10 protein-coding genes and 1 pseudogene are annotated in these 15,129 nt (G+C 36.2%); 5 read left to right on the top strand and 6 right to left on the bottom strand.

Annotated features, from left to right (window positions below; translation table 11 throughout):
* Positions 1 to 83 precede the first annotated feature (83 nt).
* Both crtB and pds read right to left on the bottom strand, forming a co-directional pair.
* On the bottom strand, positions 84 to 1,016 hold the full coding sequence (crtB, locus tag FJR08_RS01085; RefSeq protein ID WP_168631877.1) for a 15-cis-phytoene synthase CrtB: 933 nt from the start codon (positions 1,014 to 1,016) through the stop codon (positions 84 to 86).
* Positions 1,000 to 2,439, bottom strand: a complete 1,440-nt coding sequence (pds, locus tag FJR08_RS01080; protein ID WP_015083306.1) for a 15-cis-phytoene desaturase — start codon at positions 2,437 to 2,439, stop codon at positions 1,000 to 1,002. The genes crtB and pds overlap by 17 nt, the downstream gene beginning before the upstream one ends.
* 554 nt (positions 2,440 to 2,993) lie before the next feature.
* Between pds and FJR08_RS23070 the strand changes: the two genes are divergently transcribed.
* Entirely contained in the window at positions 2,994 to 4,223 is a 1,230-nt protein-coding gene (locus FJR08_RS23070; protein WP_217357466.1) for a septal ring lytic transglycosylase RlpA family protein, read from the top strand.
* 201 nt (positions 4,224 to 4,424) lie between these two features.
* Positions 4,425 to 5,510, top strand: a complete 1,086-nt coding sequence (gene nagZ / locus FJR08_RS01070) for a beta-N-acetylhexosaminidase (RefSeq protein ID WP_168631876.1) — start codon at positions 4,425 to 4,427, stop codon at positions 5,508 to 5,510.
* A gap of 36 nt (positions 5,511 to 5,546) precedes the next feature.
* On the opposite strand, the pseudogene FJR08_RS24145 reads toward nagZ, so the two are convergent.
* From FJR08_RS24145 to FJR08_RS01045, 4 genes and pseudogenes are all read right to left on the bottom strand, one after another.
* Positions 5,547 to 7,232: pseudogene (locus tag FJR08_RS24145) on the bottom strand (ABC transporter permease subunit).
* A gap of 126 nt (positions 7,233 to 7,358) precedes the next feature.
* A complete protein-coding gene (locus tag FJR08_RS01055; protein ID WP_168631875.1) occupies positions 7,359 to 7,559 on the bottom strand; it encodes a hypothetical protein in 201 nt (66 codons plus the stop codon).
* A 289-nt stretch (positions 7,560 to 7,848) separates the two neighbouring features.
* Complete coding sequence (locus FJR08_RS01050) at positions 7,849 to 8,340, bottom strand: Imm30 family immunity protein (RefSeq protein ID WP_168631874.1); 492 nt, start codon at positions 8,338 to 8,340, stop codon at positions 7,849 to 7,851.
* A gap of 11 nt (positions 8,341 to 8,351) precedes the next feature.
* Positions 8,352 to 8,630: a hypothetical protein gene (locus tag FJR08_RS01045; protein ID WP_168631873.1), complete on the bottom strand. Its 279-nt coding sequence runs from the start codon at positions 8,628 to 8,630 to the stop codon at positions 8,352 to 8,354.
* Positions 8,631 to 9,183: 553 nt separating this feature from the next.
* On the opposite strand from FJR08_RS01045, the gene FJR08_RS01040 reads away from it, so the two are divergent.
* The 3 genes from FJR08_RS01040 to FJR08_RS01030 all read left to right on the top strand — a co-directional run bounded on the left by FJR08_RS01040 (position 9,184) and on the right by FJR08_RS01030 (position 15,045).
* Positions 9,184 to 13,038 (top strand): Eco57I restriction-modification methylase domain-containing protein, encoded by a 3,855-nt coding sequence (locus FJR08_RS01040; protein ID WP_168631872.1) that lies wholly within the window; start codon positions 9,184 to 9,186, stop codon positions 13,036 to 13,038.
* Between the two features lie 139 nt (positions 13,039 to 13,177).
* Positions 13,178 to 14,365, top strand: a complete 1,188-nt coding sequence (locus FJR08_RS01035) for a bifunctional 2-polyprenyl-6-hydroxyphenol methylase/3-demethylubiquinol 3-O-methyltransferase UbiG (protein ID WP_168631871.1) — start codon at positions 13,178 to 13,180, stop codon at positions 14,363 to 14,365.
* A gap of 194 nt (positions 14,366 to 14,559) precedes the next feature.
* Entirely contained in the window at positions 14,560 to 15,045 is a 486-nt protein-coding gene (locus FJR08_RS01030) for an ATP synthase subunit I (protein ID WP_015083300.1), read from the top strand.
* Positions 15,046 to 15,129 lie beyond the last annotated feature (84 nt).

Raw genomic sequence — 15,129 nt, 5'->3', positions numbered from 1 at the left:
GCCTCTAGCCTTCATCTCTTGTCTAAAGCCCAAATGTGGCTGACTCAGTCAGCCACATTTTCAAGGGTTTTCGACGTTCTTCCTTATAAAACTTGAGATCGCATCCAAGCTGCTGGCAAAGTACGTAACTTTTTCCATTGGGGAACATAAGCTCGCTGACTGAACACATCATAATTATTGCGCTCAATCACCTCTAAAATCTGCTCATAGAGCATGGATGCAGCCCAAACAGGCCACCGAGCATCAGCAGAAAGATAACTAATACCTTTATCTGCTTGAATATAGAATTGACGGGCGCGATCAATTTGAAACCGCATGAGTGAACGCCAACGGTCATCCACTACGCCGCGAATACATTCTTCCTCGGTGTAATTAAATTTGGCCAAATCTTCTAGGGGAATATAGATTCTGCCTCGACGGGCATCTTCACCAACATCACGGAGAATATTCGTGAGTTGATTGGCAATTCCCAAAGCGATCGCTTCTTCTATAGGAAGATAAGGCTGTTGGCCTTGATGCCAAGGGGCTGTATAGATATTATCATCTATACCCATAATCGTTGTTGACATCAAACCTACAGTCCCCGCTACTCGGTAGCAGTAGAGGTATAAATCCTCAAAGGTTGCATAGCGACTGCGATACAAATCCATCCGCTGACCGGCGATCATATCCCGAAAGGGTTGAATGTCTAGCGGAAAGCGTTGGAGAGTATCTACTAACGCTACATCATAATTATCCAATGGGCATCCCGCAAAAATGGATTCCAGTTGCTTTTCCCATAGTTCTAGGGTTTCTGGCGTGGTAATAGCAGATGCAGGACCATCCACTAATTCATCTGTGCGGCGACACCAGGCATAAATTGCCCAAACAGATTGACGCTTGGCCGGACTCATCAACATTGTCCCCAAGTAAAAAGTCTTGGCGTACTTAGCTGTGAGTTCCCGACAAAGGTTGTATGACTCATCTATAGAGACCAGCGTTTTCATGCGCGGGGGGGAATCAGGCAGTTGCAGCATTCTTGGCGGGCGGTCGTGTTGGCGTTTGCAGGTTAGAGGGATTTGCTACCGTCTGTGCTTGGAATATCGCCTGCGCTGTCAGTTTACCAGAAAGTACAGCCCCTTCCATGCTGGCTAGATAGCGCTGCATGGTGTAATCCCCAGTCAGATAGAAATTAGTAATGGGGGTTTCCTGGGAAGGACGGTACTGTTGACGACCTGGGGTAGCCTTGTAAACTGAACGTGGTGTTTTTACCACATGATATTTCAGCATTTTGGTAGGATTATCCCCCCCAAAGTGTTGGGGAAAGAGTTTTTCTAACTCAGTAATAGTTGCAGCAACAATGTCCTCATCGGATTTAGATATCCAATCTTTTGCCGGTGCTAGAACTAATTCCAGCATGGAACGGTGAGGATTGGCGTATTCACGGCAAGTATTACTCATATCAGCATAAACGCTGAGGAGAGGAGAACGCGAAAATAGCAGATGATCAATATCTGTTAATTTGCGGTCGAACCAGATATGGACATTAATCACTGGTACCCCTTCTAAACCCTCTAATTTTTGGAAAAATGGCATTTCTTTCCAAGAAATGGGCAAAATCGGCTTTAAGGGGTCAACTGGAAGGGCAGAGACATAAGTATCCGCTGTAAATATTTCATCTTCTGCCCCATTTAAACCGCGGAGGAGGAAGCCTTTCACAGTTCCATCCTCATTGAGTAAAATCTCTTTCAAGGGCGCATTCAGACGGACTTCACCACCCCGTTCAGTAATGTGGTCAATAATGGGCTGACACAATCTTTCTGTGGGTGAACCATCAAGGAAGGCCATTTTTGAGCCGTTTTTCTCTTGGAGAAAGCGATTCAAAGCCGTTAAGAGGACAGTAGCAGAAATTTCATCGGGGTCAATGAAGTTCAAGGCTTTGGACATCGCAATGAATACTTCTTTTTCTACCCTGGGGGGGACGTTTTGTTTTTGCAGCCACTCCCGGAAAGAATATTTGTCCATTTCTTCGACATACTTTTGCCCTTGGAGAATGGCAGGTAGTAATCCGATGCCAAAACTGATTTTCTCCGGCCAGGTCAGCATATCGTTGTTTCTGAGAATTGCTACCATCCCATTGATAGGTGCTGGTAAATCGGGGAAATCAAAGCGGCTGTAAGTCCCCGGCGCTTCGGGCTGATTGAAGATCATTGTGTGTTCTTTCCACTGCAACCGATCTTCAATATCCAATTCTTTGAATAACTGCAACATATTGGGATAAGCCCCAAAGAAAATATGCAGTCCTGTTTCGTACCAGTCCCCATCAGCATCCTTCCACGCTGCCACTTTCCCCCCCACTACGTCTCGGCGTTCCAAAACGATGGGTGTGTGACCTAGATCCGTGAGATATTTTGCACAGGAAAGTCCTGCTAGACCCGCTCCCGCGATTGCTACGCGCATTTAAACCTACTATTATTTAATATTTCTTAACTGTTTTGTCGTTCTAATTATACGTTACAATCCGTTACATTTGGCGATTCTAGTTTGATTGCTTCCCAAAAAATTCCCAAAATCTTCCGCCAACTATCTAATTTACCCTAATCATCAGTCCAGGGATTAACACAAATTTTTTTGAAGTCAAAAATATTTAGTGTAGTTTATGACTCATCATCAATCCGTGTATATTTTTGGGTAACTGCTTGTCACAAATACAAAACCTGATTTTTTTATTAAGTATTAATATGCAAGATGCCTATGTGACTTAGTAAAGTAAATGGCAGGATAAATCGCTATTCATAAGCAAAAGTAATGGAAATATTAGTAATACCTGAAAACTAGATTTAAAACTTTTATTTATTTCAATCTCTATTACGGTATATGATGATCCCAGAGGGTTTAATCATAATTAAGTCTGAAATCACATAGAAATTATGTAATTAAAAAAACTCTCTTTTTATTCAACCTGGGAATTATTTCTCTAGGAATTGTGCATCTATCTGGAGAATAAATAAACTATGATATCAACGGGAATAATATGGGCGACATCCTTCACAGGTGGTACTTTGGTGTTGACAGCAAATTTACCGCTGGGTTTAATAGCTGCATTTTCTCCAATACAACTTCCAGCCAACTTAGTCAAGCCCCAGGCTCAATTTCTGATCATTTCTCAAGAATATAAAACTGCTTGGCAGAAAACCTTAATATCAAAAACCTCTTTGACATTTGATTGGATAAATAGACGATTATCATCATATAGAGATAGGTCTATGACTCTACCTTCAACAACCTTGAAGGCAAAAGAAACAAAATTTTGTGCCTCTGTGCCAGAAAATATACCTGCACAACCTCACTGGCAAAATTCTACTAACTTTCGACAGATAATATTTACTCAAGTTAGTGTTCCTAAACTAGATTTGTCACCAGCTACTGTTGTGCGATCGCTCGAAAGCTTCTTTAATATCATCAACAATCCAATTGAGCCAAATGGAAGTTATGATTACTCACCAGTATTGATTGTCAAGCGGAATTCATCCAGTTATGAGGTCTGGGTTAATAACAGCTTTGTTGCCCGACTACCTGATCAAATTACAGCTAATGCTTTACAAAACCGCTTACAGCAATTAGTAATATCACCTACTGAAAAACCTACGCAATTACAACCAGGTTTAGTTGATAAGACTCCTTCGCTGATGATAGGTAATAGGTTACTATTTGCAATAGATAGAAAAGTCTCTGATGAACTTGGTCGCAGCGGTGATATTTTAGCAATGGAATGGACGAATAATTTGCGAATAGCCCTCCATACTAAACCGCTGACACTGATACAAGGGCAAATGGAAATGTATGGATTACAGTCCTCAAATACAAAACTTTCTGGAATAGCCTCTTGGTATGGTGGCTATTTTCATGGTCGTTTAACCGCAAATGGTGAGATATATAATCAAGATGATTTCACTGTTGCCCATCGTAGCCTACCTTTTAATACCTTCTTAAAAGTAACAAATTTACAAAACAATAAATCCGTGATTGTGCGTGTAAATGATCGCGGTCCGTATATTGCACCAAGAAGCCTAGATTTGTCTCGAACAGCGGCTCGTTGTCTCGATAGTGAACATACTGGAGTCGTAGCTTATCAGGCTGTGGTTTTACAACAAAATGCGCCACAAATGACGTTGAAACCATCTCCACCAAAAACTGAAAATATGGCTAATGCTAAAAGTGAGTTATTAGTTTTTAACTTTTAGTAACATGGAAGGATAAAGTAGAGAAAATGCGTTGCATAATGGCAGTATGAATTCTGTTTCACGCAAAGAGGCAAAGGAGCAAAGACGCAAAGGTAAGAGTTTTAATTGTGTAGCGTAAGCTATAAGTTCAATCAAGAGAATTTCATACCTGAATTTAGCAACACCAGAAAATACTTTATCCTTTACTTAAATCACCAAATTATGTCAATATCTCAATTATCACAAAGCTTTGGTAATCACCTAATTCTGGGTATTTCTGGGACAAGTTTAAACGATGATGATAAACGGGCGTTAAATGAATTAAAACCGATTGGTGTTATCTTTTTTGCTAAAAACTTTCTTGACGGTGTACCATATCCAGTCTGGTTAGAAAAGTTTAAAACCCTCATTGACGAAGTTCGCCAATATTCTGAACGCGACTCCATTTTTACTACTTTAGATCATGAAGGTGGGCGAGTTGTGCGGACACCTTTACCAATTACTCGCTTTCCTTACGCTTATTTATTGCAATCTCATGCTTATGAAGTTGCAAAAGCCACAGCTTTAGAATTAAAATCTTTGGGAATTAATGTTTCTTGGTCTCCGGTTGCAGATATTTTCTCTAATCCCCAAAACCCAATTATTGGAAGTCGTGCATTTGGAAATACACCGCAAACCGCTAGTGAAGGTGCGCGGGAATATTACCGAGGATTGCGGGAAGAGGGCATTTTAGGTTCTGCTAAACACTTTCCTGGCCATGGAGACACTAGCACAGATTCCCATTTGGAGTTACCAATATTAAATTTGAGTCGGGAAGATTTGCGAAACCGGGAATTGATTCCTTTTCAAACATTAATTCAGGACAAAATTCCGTTAATTATGACGGCGCATATTTTGTTTCCGCAAATTGATCCAGAAGTGCCAGCAACCTTATCTAAAATCATTTTAAATGATATTTTGCGGAAAGAGTTAGGTTTTGAAGGTGTGATAGTTTCCGATGATTTAGATATGAAAGCTGTCTCGGAAATTTTTATGCAATCGGGAACAGTTGCGCGGGCTTTTCATGCTGGTTGTGATTTATTTATAGTTTCTCGAAATATCAATTCTTCTTCTTTGGAAAGAACATATAAAATAGCGGCAGATTTTTCTGATAGTTTGAATAATGGTAGTTTAGATGTAGCGGTGGTAGAAGCTGCGCGGGAGAGGGTGGAAAAGTTATTGCGGATAACTCCTCAATATCCGGTTTCGACTCTTGATAAGGAGACCTTGGTGAAGAATGCAGAATTAGCTATTAGTTGTTGTTTATAAGGGGATTGAATAAAAATCAGGAGTGTGGGTGATAGCCTACTTACTCATTGGATTCATCCAAATTTCCAACCTGCTAAAAAGTTGGGAACAAATCAAAGTTAAACACAAATAAATTATAGCCACAGCCGCATAAACTTCAAAAGCGCGATAATTTTCTGAAACAATTAATTGTCCTTTTCTAAATAATTCCTCAAACCCAATTACAGCAACTAAACTAGTATCTTTCAATAAACTAATAAACTCATTACCTAAAGGTGGTATCATGCGGCGTAATGCTTGAGGAAAAATCACATAAGTCATAGTTTGCACAGAATTTAAACCGAGTGATTTGGCTGCTTCTGATTGTCCAATTTCAATAGATTGAATTCCTCCACGCACAATTTCCGCAATATAAGCTGCACTATTTAAACTTAACGCAATTACTCCAGCCGCAAGACGATTTAAAGTCAAAGTAAAACCCATCTCTTGAGAAATTGCCAGGGGAAACGCATCTAAATTTTATTGACAAAATACCATTTTTGTGTATAAACGAAAGAATCGGTATTTATCGTTTGATGGATTTTTTCAGAGTCATCGTGATGGTTTAAATTATTGTCAATAAGTAGACGTTAATGCAAATTTTTGGGTCATTATTGAGATTAAATAGTCCTTATTGATAAGATGCGTTTCCCCTGGAGAAATTGCTGGTAAGCCAAAGTAAATCATAAATATCTGTACTAATAACGGCGTTCCTCGGAAAAAATCTATATAAGCCCTGGCTAAAAAACGCAAAGGTTTAATATGAGAAAGCCGAATTATCCCAATTAGAGAACCGCTAGTTAAACCGCAGAAACCTGATATAAATGCTAATTGCAATGTTACCAAGACACCACTTAATAAAGTTGGTAAAGATTGCCAAAATACACTAAAAGAGTTTAATTTGGCTGTGTTTTTATTGATAAATGGTAATATTTCTGGCAATATTGGCGGTGTAGATTTAAACCATTTTTGGTAAATCTGTTGATAGTTGCCGTTTTTTAAAATCTTCGTTAAACCGTGATTAATCAAAGATAAATAAGGAGAGTTTTTAGCAGTTGCAATTCCATAAAATTCCTCAGTTAGTAATTGTTCTATAACTTTGATTCCTTGCAAATTACCTGTATTAATAGCATATAAAGTTACAGGTGCATCATTAATAACTGCATCTACATTGCCATTTTGTAATTCTTGGAGGGCTAATGGTGCAGAGTCAAAACTGCGAACTTCCCCCCCAGTCACACTTTTAGCTTTTTCTGCGCCAGTTGTGCCAATTTGAACAGCAATTTTTTTATTTTGGAGACTGTCAAAACCTGTAATATTTTGATTATCTGCACGAATAGCTATGGCCAAACCTGCTTTAAAATAGGGACGAGAAAAAGCCACTGTCTTCGCCCTCTCTTCAGTTATTGTAATGGAACTAATCGCCCCGTCTATGGTTTTAGCTTGCAGTGCCGGAATAATGCCATCAAAAGGCAAACTCTGAAATTCTACCCGAAAATTAGCAGCAGTCGCTATTGCTCTCATTAAATCAATTGAAAACCCTGCTAACTCTCCACCTTTACTTTGAAACTCAAAAGGTGGAAATGCAGGTTCAGTAGCTACTCGGAGAATGTAATTTCCGCGAGAATTCCCACTACAACCAGCTAATAAACCACAAATTAAGACAATAAGCACACACAACCGACTAAAATCAAATCTTACCATCTCCCCCTCGGTCGCATCATCTGCACTTAGAGTAGTTCATTCACAAGACTACAACGAAGTTATAGATTTTATGAAATAAAAGAGAATTAATAAAGTTAAGATATGTATCTTGTCTGTTGGGAATTTTCACAAAAACTCACGCAATAACTCAAAAGGATTATCTTCCCAACAGGGTTCGGGTACTAACCAAACCAATTTGCTTTTAATCTCGTCTTCAATTTCATTGCTATCGTCTCTATCAAATAGCGAAGTTAAAGCTTCCCAATCGCGTTCTCTTAAGGAGTTCAAAGAGGAAACATTTACCTGTAGATTATTAGAGTAATTCACAAGCAGGTTTTTTGGGTTGACTTTTACAAAAAGTAAGCATCATTGCTTAAAGACTAGTATTTAGTTGATTTTACTAAATATTACAGCAATATTGATAATTATTCTAACATTCATCATTCTAGAGACAGGAAGATTTTTAGTTCAAAGAGACCACTTAAACAGAACTAGAAAAGCTGTTAGAGAGTTAGGTTTTTACACAAGTTGATTACCTTTTCTGGTTAAAAATAGTATAACACCACCAGTCCCCAGGTGATAAATCCTTTATAGAGTTTTCCCTTCGAGTACATCTTCAAGAAGGAAGTCTTGTCAAAGAATGAGGTTCTGCTAGTTCTCCTACTAAAATACCACGAGGTGCTTCTATATGATAATTTATTTGATTAATAACACTTTCTTCTAACAGATCATAGATAAAATGATGAGGGTTTTTACGATTTATTAATTCTAAACCGTGACGATAAACTCCACACGCTGATACATCATTTAAAATCCGGTTGTGAATAATTCTCGTCCATTCTGGTGCTGTTATCATTAATTGAGGCACAACATGAATAAATGCTGTAATTTGTTTTTCCATATCAAAAGATTCCAGAAAATGAATTAAGCTAAACATCACTTCTGGCTGTTGACATTGATCATCTAAAATTAGATGATAGGCAGATAATTTATTTTCATCAGGACTTTCAGCTATTTCAGTTAAAGCATTTTCAAAATTTGTAACTTGTTCTTCTGTTTGCATTAAGCGATTTTCTTGCAAGGTTGCCAATAAATTATTGTGATTCATTGTTTTGTCCCTTATTTCTCAAAAATCCATGGCCAAGTATATTTATTCTGTCTGATTAATGTTTGCAAACTTTCTCTGATTTCTCTATTATACAAACCTTGACGAAGATAAATACAACGTACATCCCAAATTTCTTGTGCTAATGCTACTCTGGGTGATAAGTTTAAATTAGGGCGTTTACCGTAAGACATTGTTTGCCGATGACGACCTCCTTTTCCTGGTGATAAATGTTCCATCATAATGGCATATCCTTGATCTGTTGTATAATTAAGCGAAACTCTGGCTTTCATAAAAGCATCCGCAGGTATATGATGAGGTGTGAGGTTATCACCTCTACGTCCCTGTTTGATTAAGTCTCCATAAGTGCCTACAATTCCTTCTCCTGGAAGTAGTTGAGGTTGATTATTAATAATCTATTTACTCCTGTTTGGCTATTTCTATTGTTTAGTATTTTGATTATAAAGGAAATCGAGTAATAAGTAAATTGTTAGAATCAGGATACCCAGGATTAAAGGATTAACAGGATGTTTTTTAGGAAATATAGGTTTTTGTGAATGATAGAAAATATATTTTTCTCTGAATCATAATTTATAATCATTAACTATTCACAGAAAATCTACAAACTACAATCCTGTACATCCTTAAATCCTGGATTAGAGGATTAACAGGATGAAGAAATAGATAATTTAGCTTGATATCATCCATGAATATAAATATTTTGTTGCAAAAGTTTATCCTATATATTACAAATATTTACAATCTAAATGATTTGCATGGGTGTATCATTTCAATATCTATGCTAAAATGAACAATGATTAAATAATAAAAATAAAGTAAATACTTATGTCTAGTTTTGAGCAGTTTCAAAATGATTTCTTCAATATTTTCAATAATCAGAACTTCTATGAAGGCAAAACTTATTTAGAATATATTGCCGAACCACAAACTAATGATGAAGATAACATTGTTGATACTAAAATAGTTTTGCCATTGCTGCTTGCTTTAGGTTTTGATTCAGGAGATATAGCTAAAAATACGACAGGTAATGCTAAAGATAGTAGCCGTCCAGATTTTGAAGTAAAATTAGCAAGTGGTAATATTCGGTGTTTTCTAGTTGAAGATAAAAATACTGCATATAATCTTAAAAAATCTGATCCATTACAACAATTACGTGGTTATGCAACGAGTCGAGGTTATGAACTGGGATTAATTTGTAATGGTAAGTTGCTATTAGGTTATGATTTTTCTAACCCAAGTTATCCGAATCCTGTTTTACATCTTGATATTCAGAAAATTATAGAAACTTATCATTCAACTGGAATTGAAAATTTAACAATTGAACAAAATCAAGACTTAAAAAGTTTATATCGTAGATTTAATCAGCAAAGTTTTGAAAATATTGAGAATTTCATTCAAGACTTGAGTAAACCTGAAAATGAATGGTTGAATTGTGCAAAATCTCAAGATAATACTCCTAACTTTGATGAATTATTAATTGCAGACCTCAAACAAGCTATTAATCTTTTAGAAGAAGATGTTTTATATCAATTGCAATTATCACTGGAAGAATATGATCAATATTGTCAAGCTAAATATTTACCCAATAGTATTGATAAAATAAATATATCAGAAAATGAAACAATAACTAAAACTTTAGAAGGTTTACGGAATAAAATTAAAAATCATCTAAGAGTGTATGGAGTTCTAGAAGTTGAAGAATTTTCTGATGCTGGTGAAAAATTAATTGAATTTGCCGAAAAACCACAAGGTTCGATTCACGATTTTGAACAAATATTTTTAGATAAATTAAGAAATGCTCAAGCCAGAAAACAAGCTCAAAAAGATAAAAAACCTAGTAAAAATCAAAAGGTAGTGCAATTAGATTTAATTCCTAATATTTCCGAATCAAAACAAGAAGAACTAGGAATTAAAATTGCTGATGAAAATAAAATTAAAAAACTTGACCACACTAAGCTAAGTGAAATTTTAAAAGAATATTATAGAATTGTTTTGGATTGGAAAGCATGGGAAGCCAATCAAAATTTAACTCATGCAAATGCAATTAAAATACATCAATATTTTATATCTTGGCGTAATTTAGTTAGTAAAACCATTTTACAAGGTGCGGATGAAGATAAATTAAAAACAGAATTTGCTCGACAAACTGCTTATGTTTATGTCACTCGTCTTTTAATTGTCAGAATTTGTGAAGACAAGAAATTAATTAATCGTAAATTCTCTAATGGAGGGTTTAAATATTGGAAAGAAGAAGTTGAACCGCGATATTTAGATTTAGCGCAAGGAATGTCAATGGATTATCTTTTAGAAATGTCCTATCGTTCTGCTCAAAATATCTATACTCACTTCTTTAATAATGCTGATTTATTTAATTGGTATCGGATAAATTCCAATACTTTAATTAAAGTTTTGCACATCCTGAATGGGTTTAACTTACAACAAATTGATAGTGATATTATTGGGATGGTTTATGGTAGATATGTTGAAGAAGGAAAACATGAACAGGGTAGATATTTTACACCAAAACCAGTAGTTGAATATATTCTAGACTGCATAGGATATAAATCTGATAATCCTGATATTCGTGACAAAAAGTTATTAGACCCCGCAGGAGGTTCTGGGAGCTTTTTAGTTCATGCTGCGCGTCGTTTGATTGATTCCTATCGTTCACGGAGAACAAACACAATTCCCGTTGAAAATGTTCCTGCTATTATTCAAAAGGTGAAAAATTGCCTATTTTGTTTAGATATTAATCCGTTTGCTTGTTATTTAGCCGAAACAAATTTATTAATTCAAGTGATTGATTTACTAAAACAAGCGAAAGAAGCAGATAAATTAAAAGACTGTACTATTGATAGATTTAATGTTTATAATACAGATTCTCTTTTATTAGCAAAATCGCAAGAAATTAGAACTACATTACTCAACCCTATTCTTGATTTAGAACTTTCTACGGTTGCTCAAATCAAAACACAAACAGGAATGTTTGCAGATGGTTTTGATTTTGTAGTTGCTAATCCTCCTTATGTTAAAGCTGATGAACCTGGAGCAGATATTTATCGTCGAGAAATCGAAAGTTCTGGACGATTTGAAACACTTCATGAAAAGTGGGATCTTTTTGTTCCATTTATTGAACTTTCTTGTAAAGCTACTAAGGATTTAGGTAAAGTTGGTTTGATTGTTTCTAGGGGTATTCAAACTAATAATTATGGAGAGTCACTCCGAGAATATATTGCTAAAAATCTCACTATTAATCAAGTAGATTTTTTTAATAATGTGCGAATTTTCTCTGATGCTGTTGTTAATAATACGGTTCTTTTTTTAGAAAAGATTTCACCAGGAGATGATCATCAGGTAAAAAGAGTTTTACACACTGGTTCATTTACACAAATTCAAGAAATTAATCCTTTGAATCAATCTGAATATCAAGGAAAAGTATTTAGACAGTTTGTAGTTAATGATAATTTTGAAGATGTTACATATTTAGAAGATATTTGTTATTGTACTGTAGGAATGGTTTTGAATGCTGATGAAACCAAAGCTAAAGGAGCATTTAAAAAAGATATTCTTTTAAGTTCACAAGCAGATAAGATTCATTCTAAGAAATATATTGATGGAGAAAATATTATTAGAGAACTAGCAATTGATAATATTCGTTATCTGGAATGGGATACTGAAAGAGTTCCTGGACAAATTCGTAGAGCAACAATTCCTGAATTATATAATTATCCGAAAATTTTATTTGGAATGACTTCATTTCCAACCTATGATCGAGGAATAGCAGAAGGAGATGGATTTTACGTTCCTGATAGCGTGAGAATTTGTGTAAGATGGGATGATGTTTATAAAGTTAAGCGTTTAGAGAAAGAAAAAAGACAGATGTATGAGCTTTCTAAAAAGCGTCAAAAACTTATTGGTGATGGAAAAGGTAAGAAATTACAAATTTATCAATATGCAGAAGAGAAAATAAAAATAGCAGAAAAATTTGATTTAAGATATATTGCTGCTATTCTTGCATCTAGTTTTGGTAAACGCTTTTTACTATTAAACAATCGTGATGAAAATATTATGAGTGTCAATAGTGAAACTCAAATAGCTAAAAGTCGTATATATCCTGATGATTTGAAAGAATTTCCCATTAAAAATATTTCTTTAGAAGAACAACAGCCATTTATTGATTATGTTAATCATTTAATAGAATCGAATTGGAATTTATATACATTGACACAATTAGGACATAAAATTAAGTTCGATTATAGTGATAGTGATCCAACAATCGAAGTTAATTTTCGGCAAGTTTTTGAAAGTCTAAATTTACCTTGTTGGAATTTTTTAAACGCAGAACCGCACAGATTTGAAATTATCGGTGAACGTAATCAAACTATCACGAAAATAAAAATAAAAGATGATAAACTTTTAAATGTTCGTCAAGAATTAATATTTTCAGAAAGTACAATAGTTTTAGAATTTCTGAAAATTTATCTTCAACAATATGAAAAACGGGGCTTAACTTGGACAGATTTAATCCAGGAAGGTAAAATACCTAAAACAGATGAATATATCCAGCAAATATTCGATCAATGTACTCGTTTACAAACAGCAATAACTGATACCATTTCTGATATTCGTTCAACTTATAAACAATTGGATGAGATGGTAAGTCAGCTATATGAACATTAGTGTTATTACGGAATCAATACCCATATCTATAAACAGTAAGGGTTTAGCAATGCTAAACCCCTACGAATAGACAGAATTTATTTTTTGCCCAAAATCCCCCCCATCCGGTAAACTCAGAGATGCTGCGTTATTCCTAATCATGTCCGACTCCCAAGTAAGTGCTGCTGTTGCGAAACTCTACGATACCTATCCATTCCCTCCCGAACCCATCCTCGACGAACCACCACCAGGTTACAATTGGCGTTGGAATTGGTTAGCTGCTTATAGCTTCTGCACAGGTAGAAAACCACAAAAGCAAGATATCCGCATTTTAGATGCTGGTTGTGGTTCGGGAGTGGGAACAGAATATTTAGTACATCTCAACCCACAAGCGCAGGTAGTGGGAATAGATTTAAGTGCTGGTACATTAGAAGTAGCAAAAAAACGCTGTCAAAGTTCTGGCGCTGACCGTGTAGAATTTCATCATCTGAGTATTTATGATGTGGATAAGATACCAGGAGAATTTGAATTAATTAATTGCGTTGGTGTGCTTCATCATCTTCCAGATCCCATTCGTGGCATTCAAGCTTTAGCGAAAAAACTCGCTCCAGGTGGAATAATGCACATCTTTGTGTATGGAGAATTAGGAAGATGGGAAATACAACTAATGCAAAAAGCGATCGCTCTCCTCCAAGGTAACAAAAAAGGCGACTATCGTGATGGTGTCCAAGTCGGTCGCAAAATATTTGCCTCATTACCAGAAAACAACCGCATTGTCAAGCGAGAAAAAGAAAGATGGGCAATGGAAAACCAGCGAGATGAATGTTTCGCTGATATGTACGTCCATCCTCAAGAAACTGATTACAATATTGATACATTATTTACATTAATAGACGCTGCTGGTTTAGACTTTGTGGGGTTCTCAAATCCTGGTTTTTGGCAATTGGAAAAGCTTCTAGAAAAAGCACCAGAGCTAATTGAACGAGCCGAAGAATTAACAGAACGTCAACGTTATCGTCTCGTAGAATTACTGAATCCCGAAGTTACCCATTACGAATTTTTCCTCAGTCGTCCCCCCATACCAAAAACTGATTGGTCAGCAGATAACACATTACTAGCAGCTATTCCTGAACTTAACCCTTGCATAGATGGGTTTCCCAGTCAATGCTTATTTAACTATGATTATCAAATTATTAACTTAACAACAGCAGAATTTGAATTTATGCAAAAATGTGGTAACAATGCCACAGTGGCTGAAATTTTAGCCCAAGTCGAGCTAGACTTAAACGGAGTAAGACATCTCCTCAAACAACAACTACTCTTACTAACCCCCGGAGAGAGGGTGTAAAGTGCAGGGAGCAAAGGAGTCCGGGGAGAAATTCCTTCTTCTGATTCTTGACTTCTGACTCCTGACTTCTGACTCCTGACTCCTGACTTCTGACTCCTGACTCCTGACTCCTGACTCCTGACTCCTCAAAAAATAAGTTAATTGTTTTTTTCTAAAGTAGTGTTACCGGATCGTGATATGATTCAACTGACTGAATGTACAGTCATCTCATATTAGCTGTACTGGTTTCAAGTCTCGTGAGCTTGTCAGAAGAATCAATTGCACCGACTCAGACAACACAACAAGATGAGAAATCTGGTTTTGCTCAAACAGAACCAGTAACCTCTTCCATGCAAGAGTTCTATCAACTCTATCAGAAGTTGCTAGTCATCACACTTGTGTTGACGGGGATTATTTTTATCTCTGTGTGGATTTTTTATTCCTTAAACATAGCCCTAAATTATTTGATTGGGGCGTGTACAGGTGTGGTTTACTTAAAAATGCTGGCTAACGATGTCGAGAGACTTGGTGGTGAAAAACAAAGTTTGAGTAAAAATCGTTTTGCTCTGATCATGATACCGATTATATTGGCGAGTCAATGGCATCAGCTACATATTCTGCCTATATTCTTGGGGTTTCTCACCTACAAAGCTACCCTCCTCATCTATATGGTGCAAACTGCATTCATTCCTGAAGCTTAAAGTTGTAGAGGTAAAGCACAATGCTAAACCACTACAGACAATCCTCCAATCCTCGATTTTTGGGGAAAACCTTGAAGAACGCCC

It is taken from the genome of Dolichospermum sp. UHCC 0260 (genome assembly GCF_009711985.1).
Classification (GTDB): Bacteria; Cyanobacteriota; Cyanobacteriia; order Cyanobacteriales; family Nostocaceae; genus Dolichospermum; species Dolichospermum lemmermannii.
The sequence above is the reverse complement of the archived record's forward strand: the minus strand, read 5'-3'. Positions and strand labels throughout refer to the sequence as shown.

What these genes read in the sequence shown, in the direction of transcription:
- crtB (WP_168631877.1), bottom strand. Translation starts at nt 1,016, where the DNA reads ATGCTGCAACTGCCTGATTCCCCCCCGCGCATGAAAACGCTGGTCTCT.
- pds (WP_015083306.1), bottom strand. Translation starts at nt 2,439, where the DNA reads ATGCGCGTAGCAATCGCGGGAGCGGGTCTAGCAGGACTTTCCTGTGCA.
- FJR08_RS23070 (WP_217357466.1), top strand. Translation starts at nt 2,994, where the DNA reads ATGATATCAACGGGAATAATATGGGCGACATCCTTCACAGGTGGTACT.
- nagZ (WP_168631876.1), top strand. Translation starts at nt 4,425, where the DNA reads ATGTCAATATCTCAATTATCACAAAGCTTTGGTAATCACCTAATTCTG.
- FJR08_RS01050 (WP_168631874.1), bottom strand. Translation starts at nt 8,340, where the DNA reads ATGAATCACAATAATTTATTGGCAACCTTGCAAGAAAATCGCTTAATG.
- FJR08_RS01045 (WP_168631873.1), bottom strand. Translation starts at nt 8,630, where the DNA reads ATGAAAGCCAGAGTTTCGCTTAATTATACAACAGATCAAGGATATGCC.
- FJR08_RS01040 (WP_168631872.1), top strand. Translation starts at nt 9,184, where the DNA reads ATGTCTAGTTTTGAGCAGTTTCAAAATGATTTCTTCAATATTTTCAAT.
- FJR08_RS01035 (WP_168631871.1), top strand. Translation starts at nt 13,178, where the DNA reads ATGTCCGACTCCCAAGTAAGTGCTGCTGTTGCGAAACTCTACGATACC.
- FJR08_RS01030 (WP_015083300.1), top strand. Translation starts at nt 14,560, where the DNA reads ATGTACAGTCATCTCATATTAGCTGTACTGGTTTCAAGTCTCGTGAGC.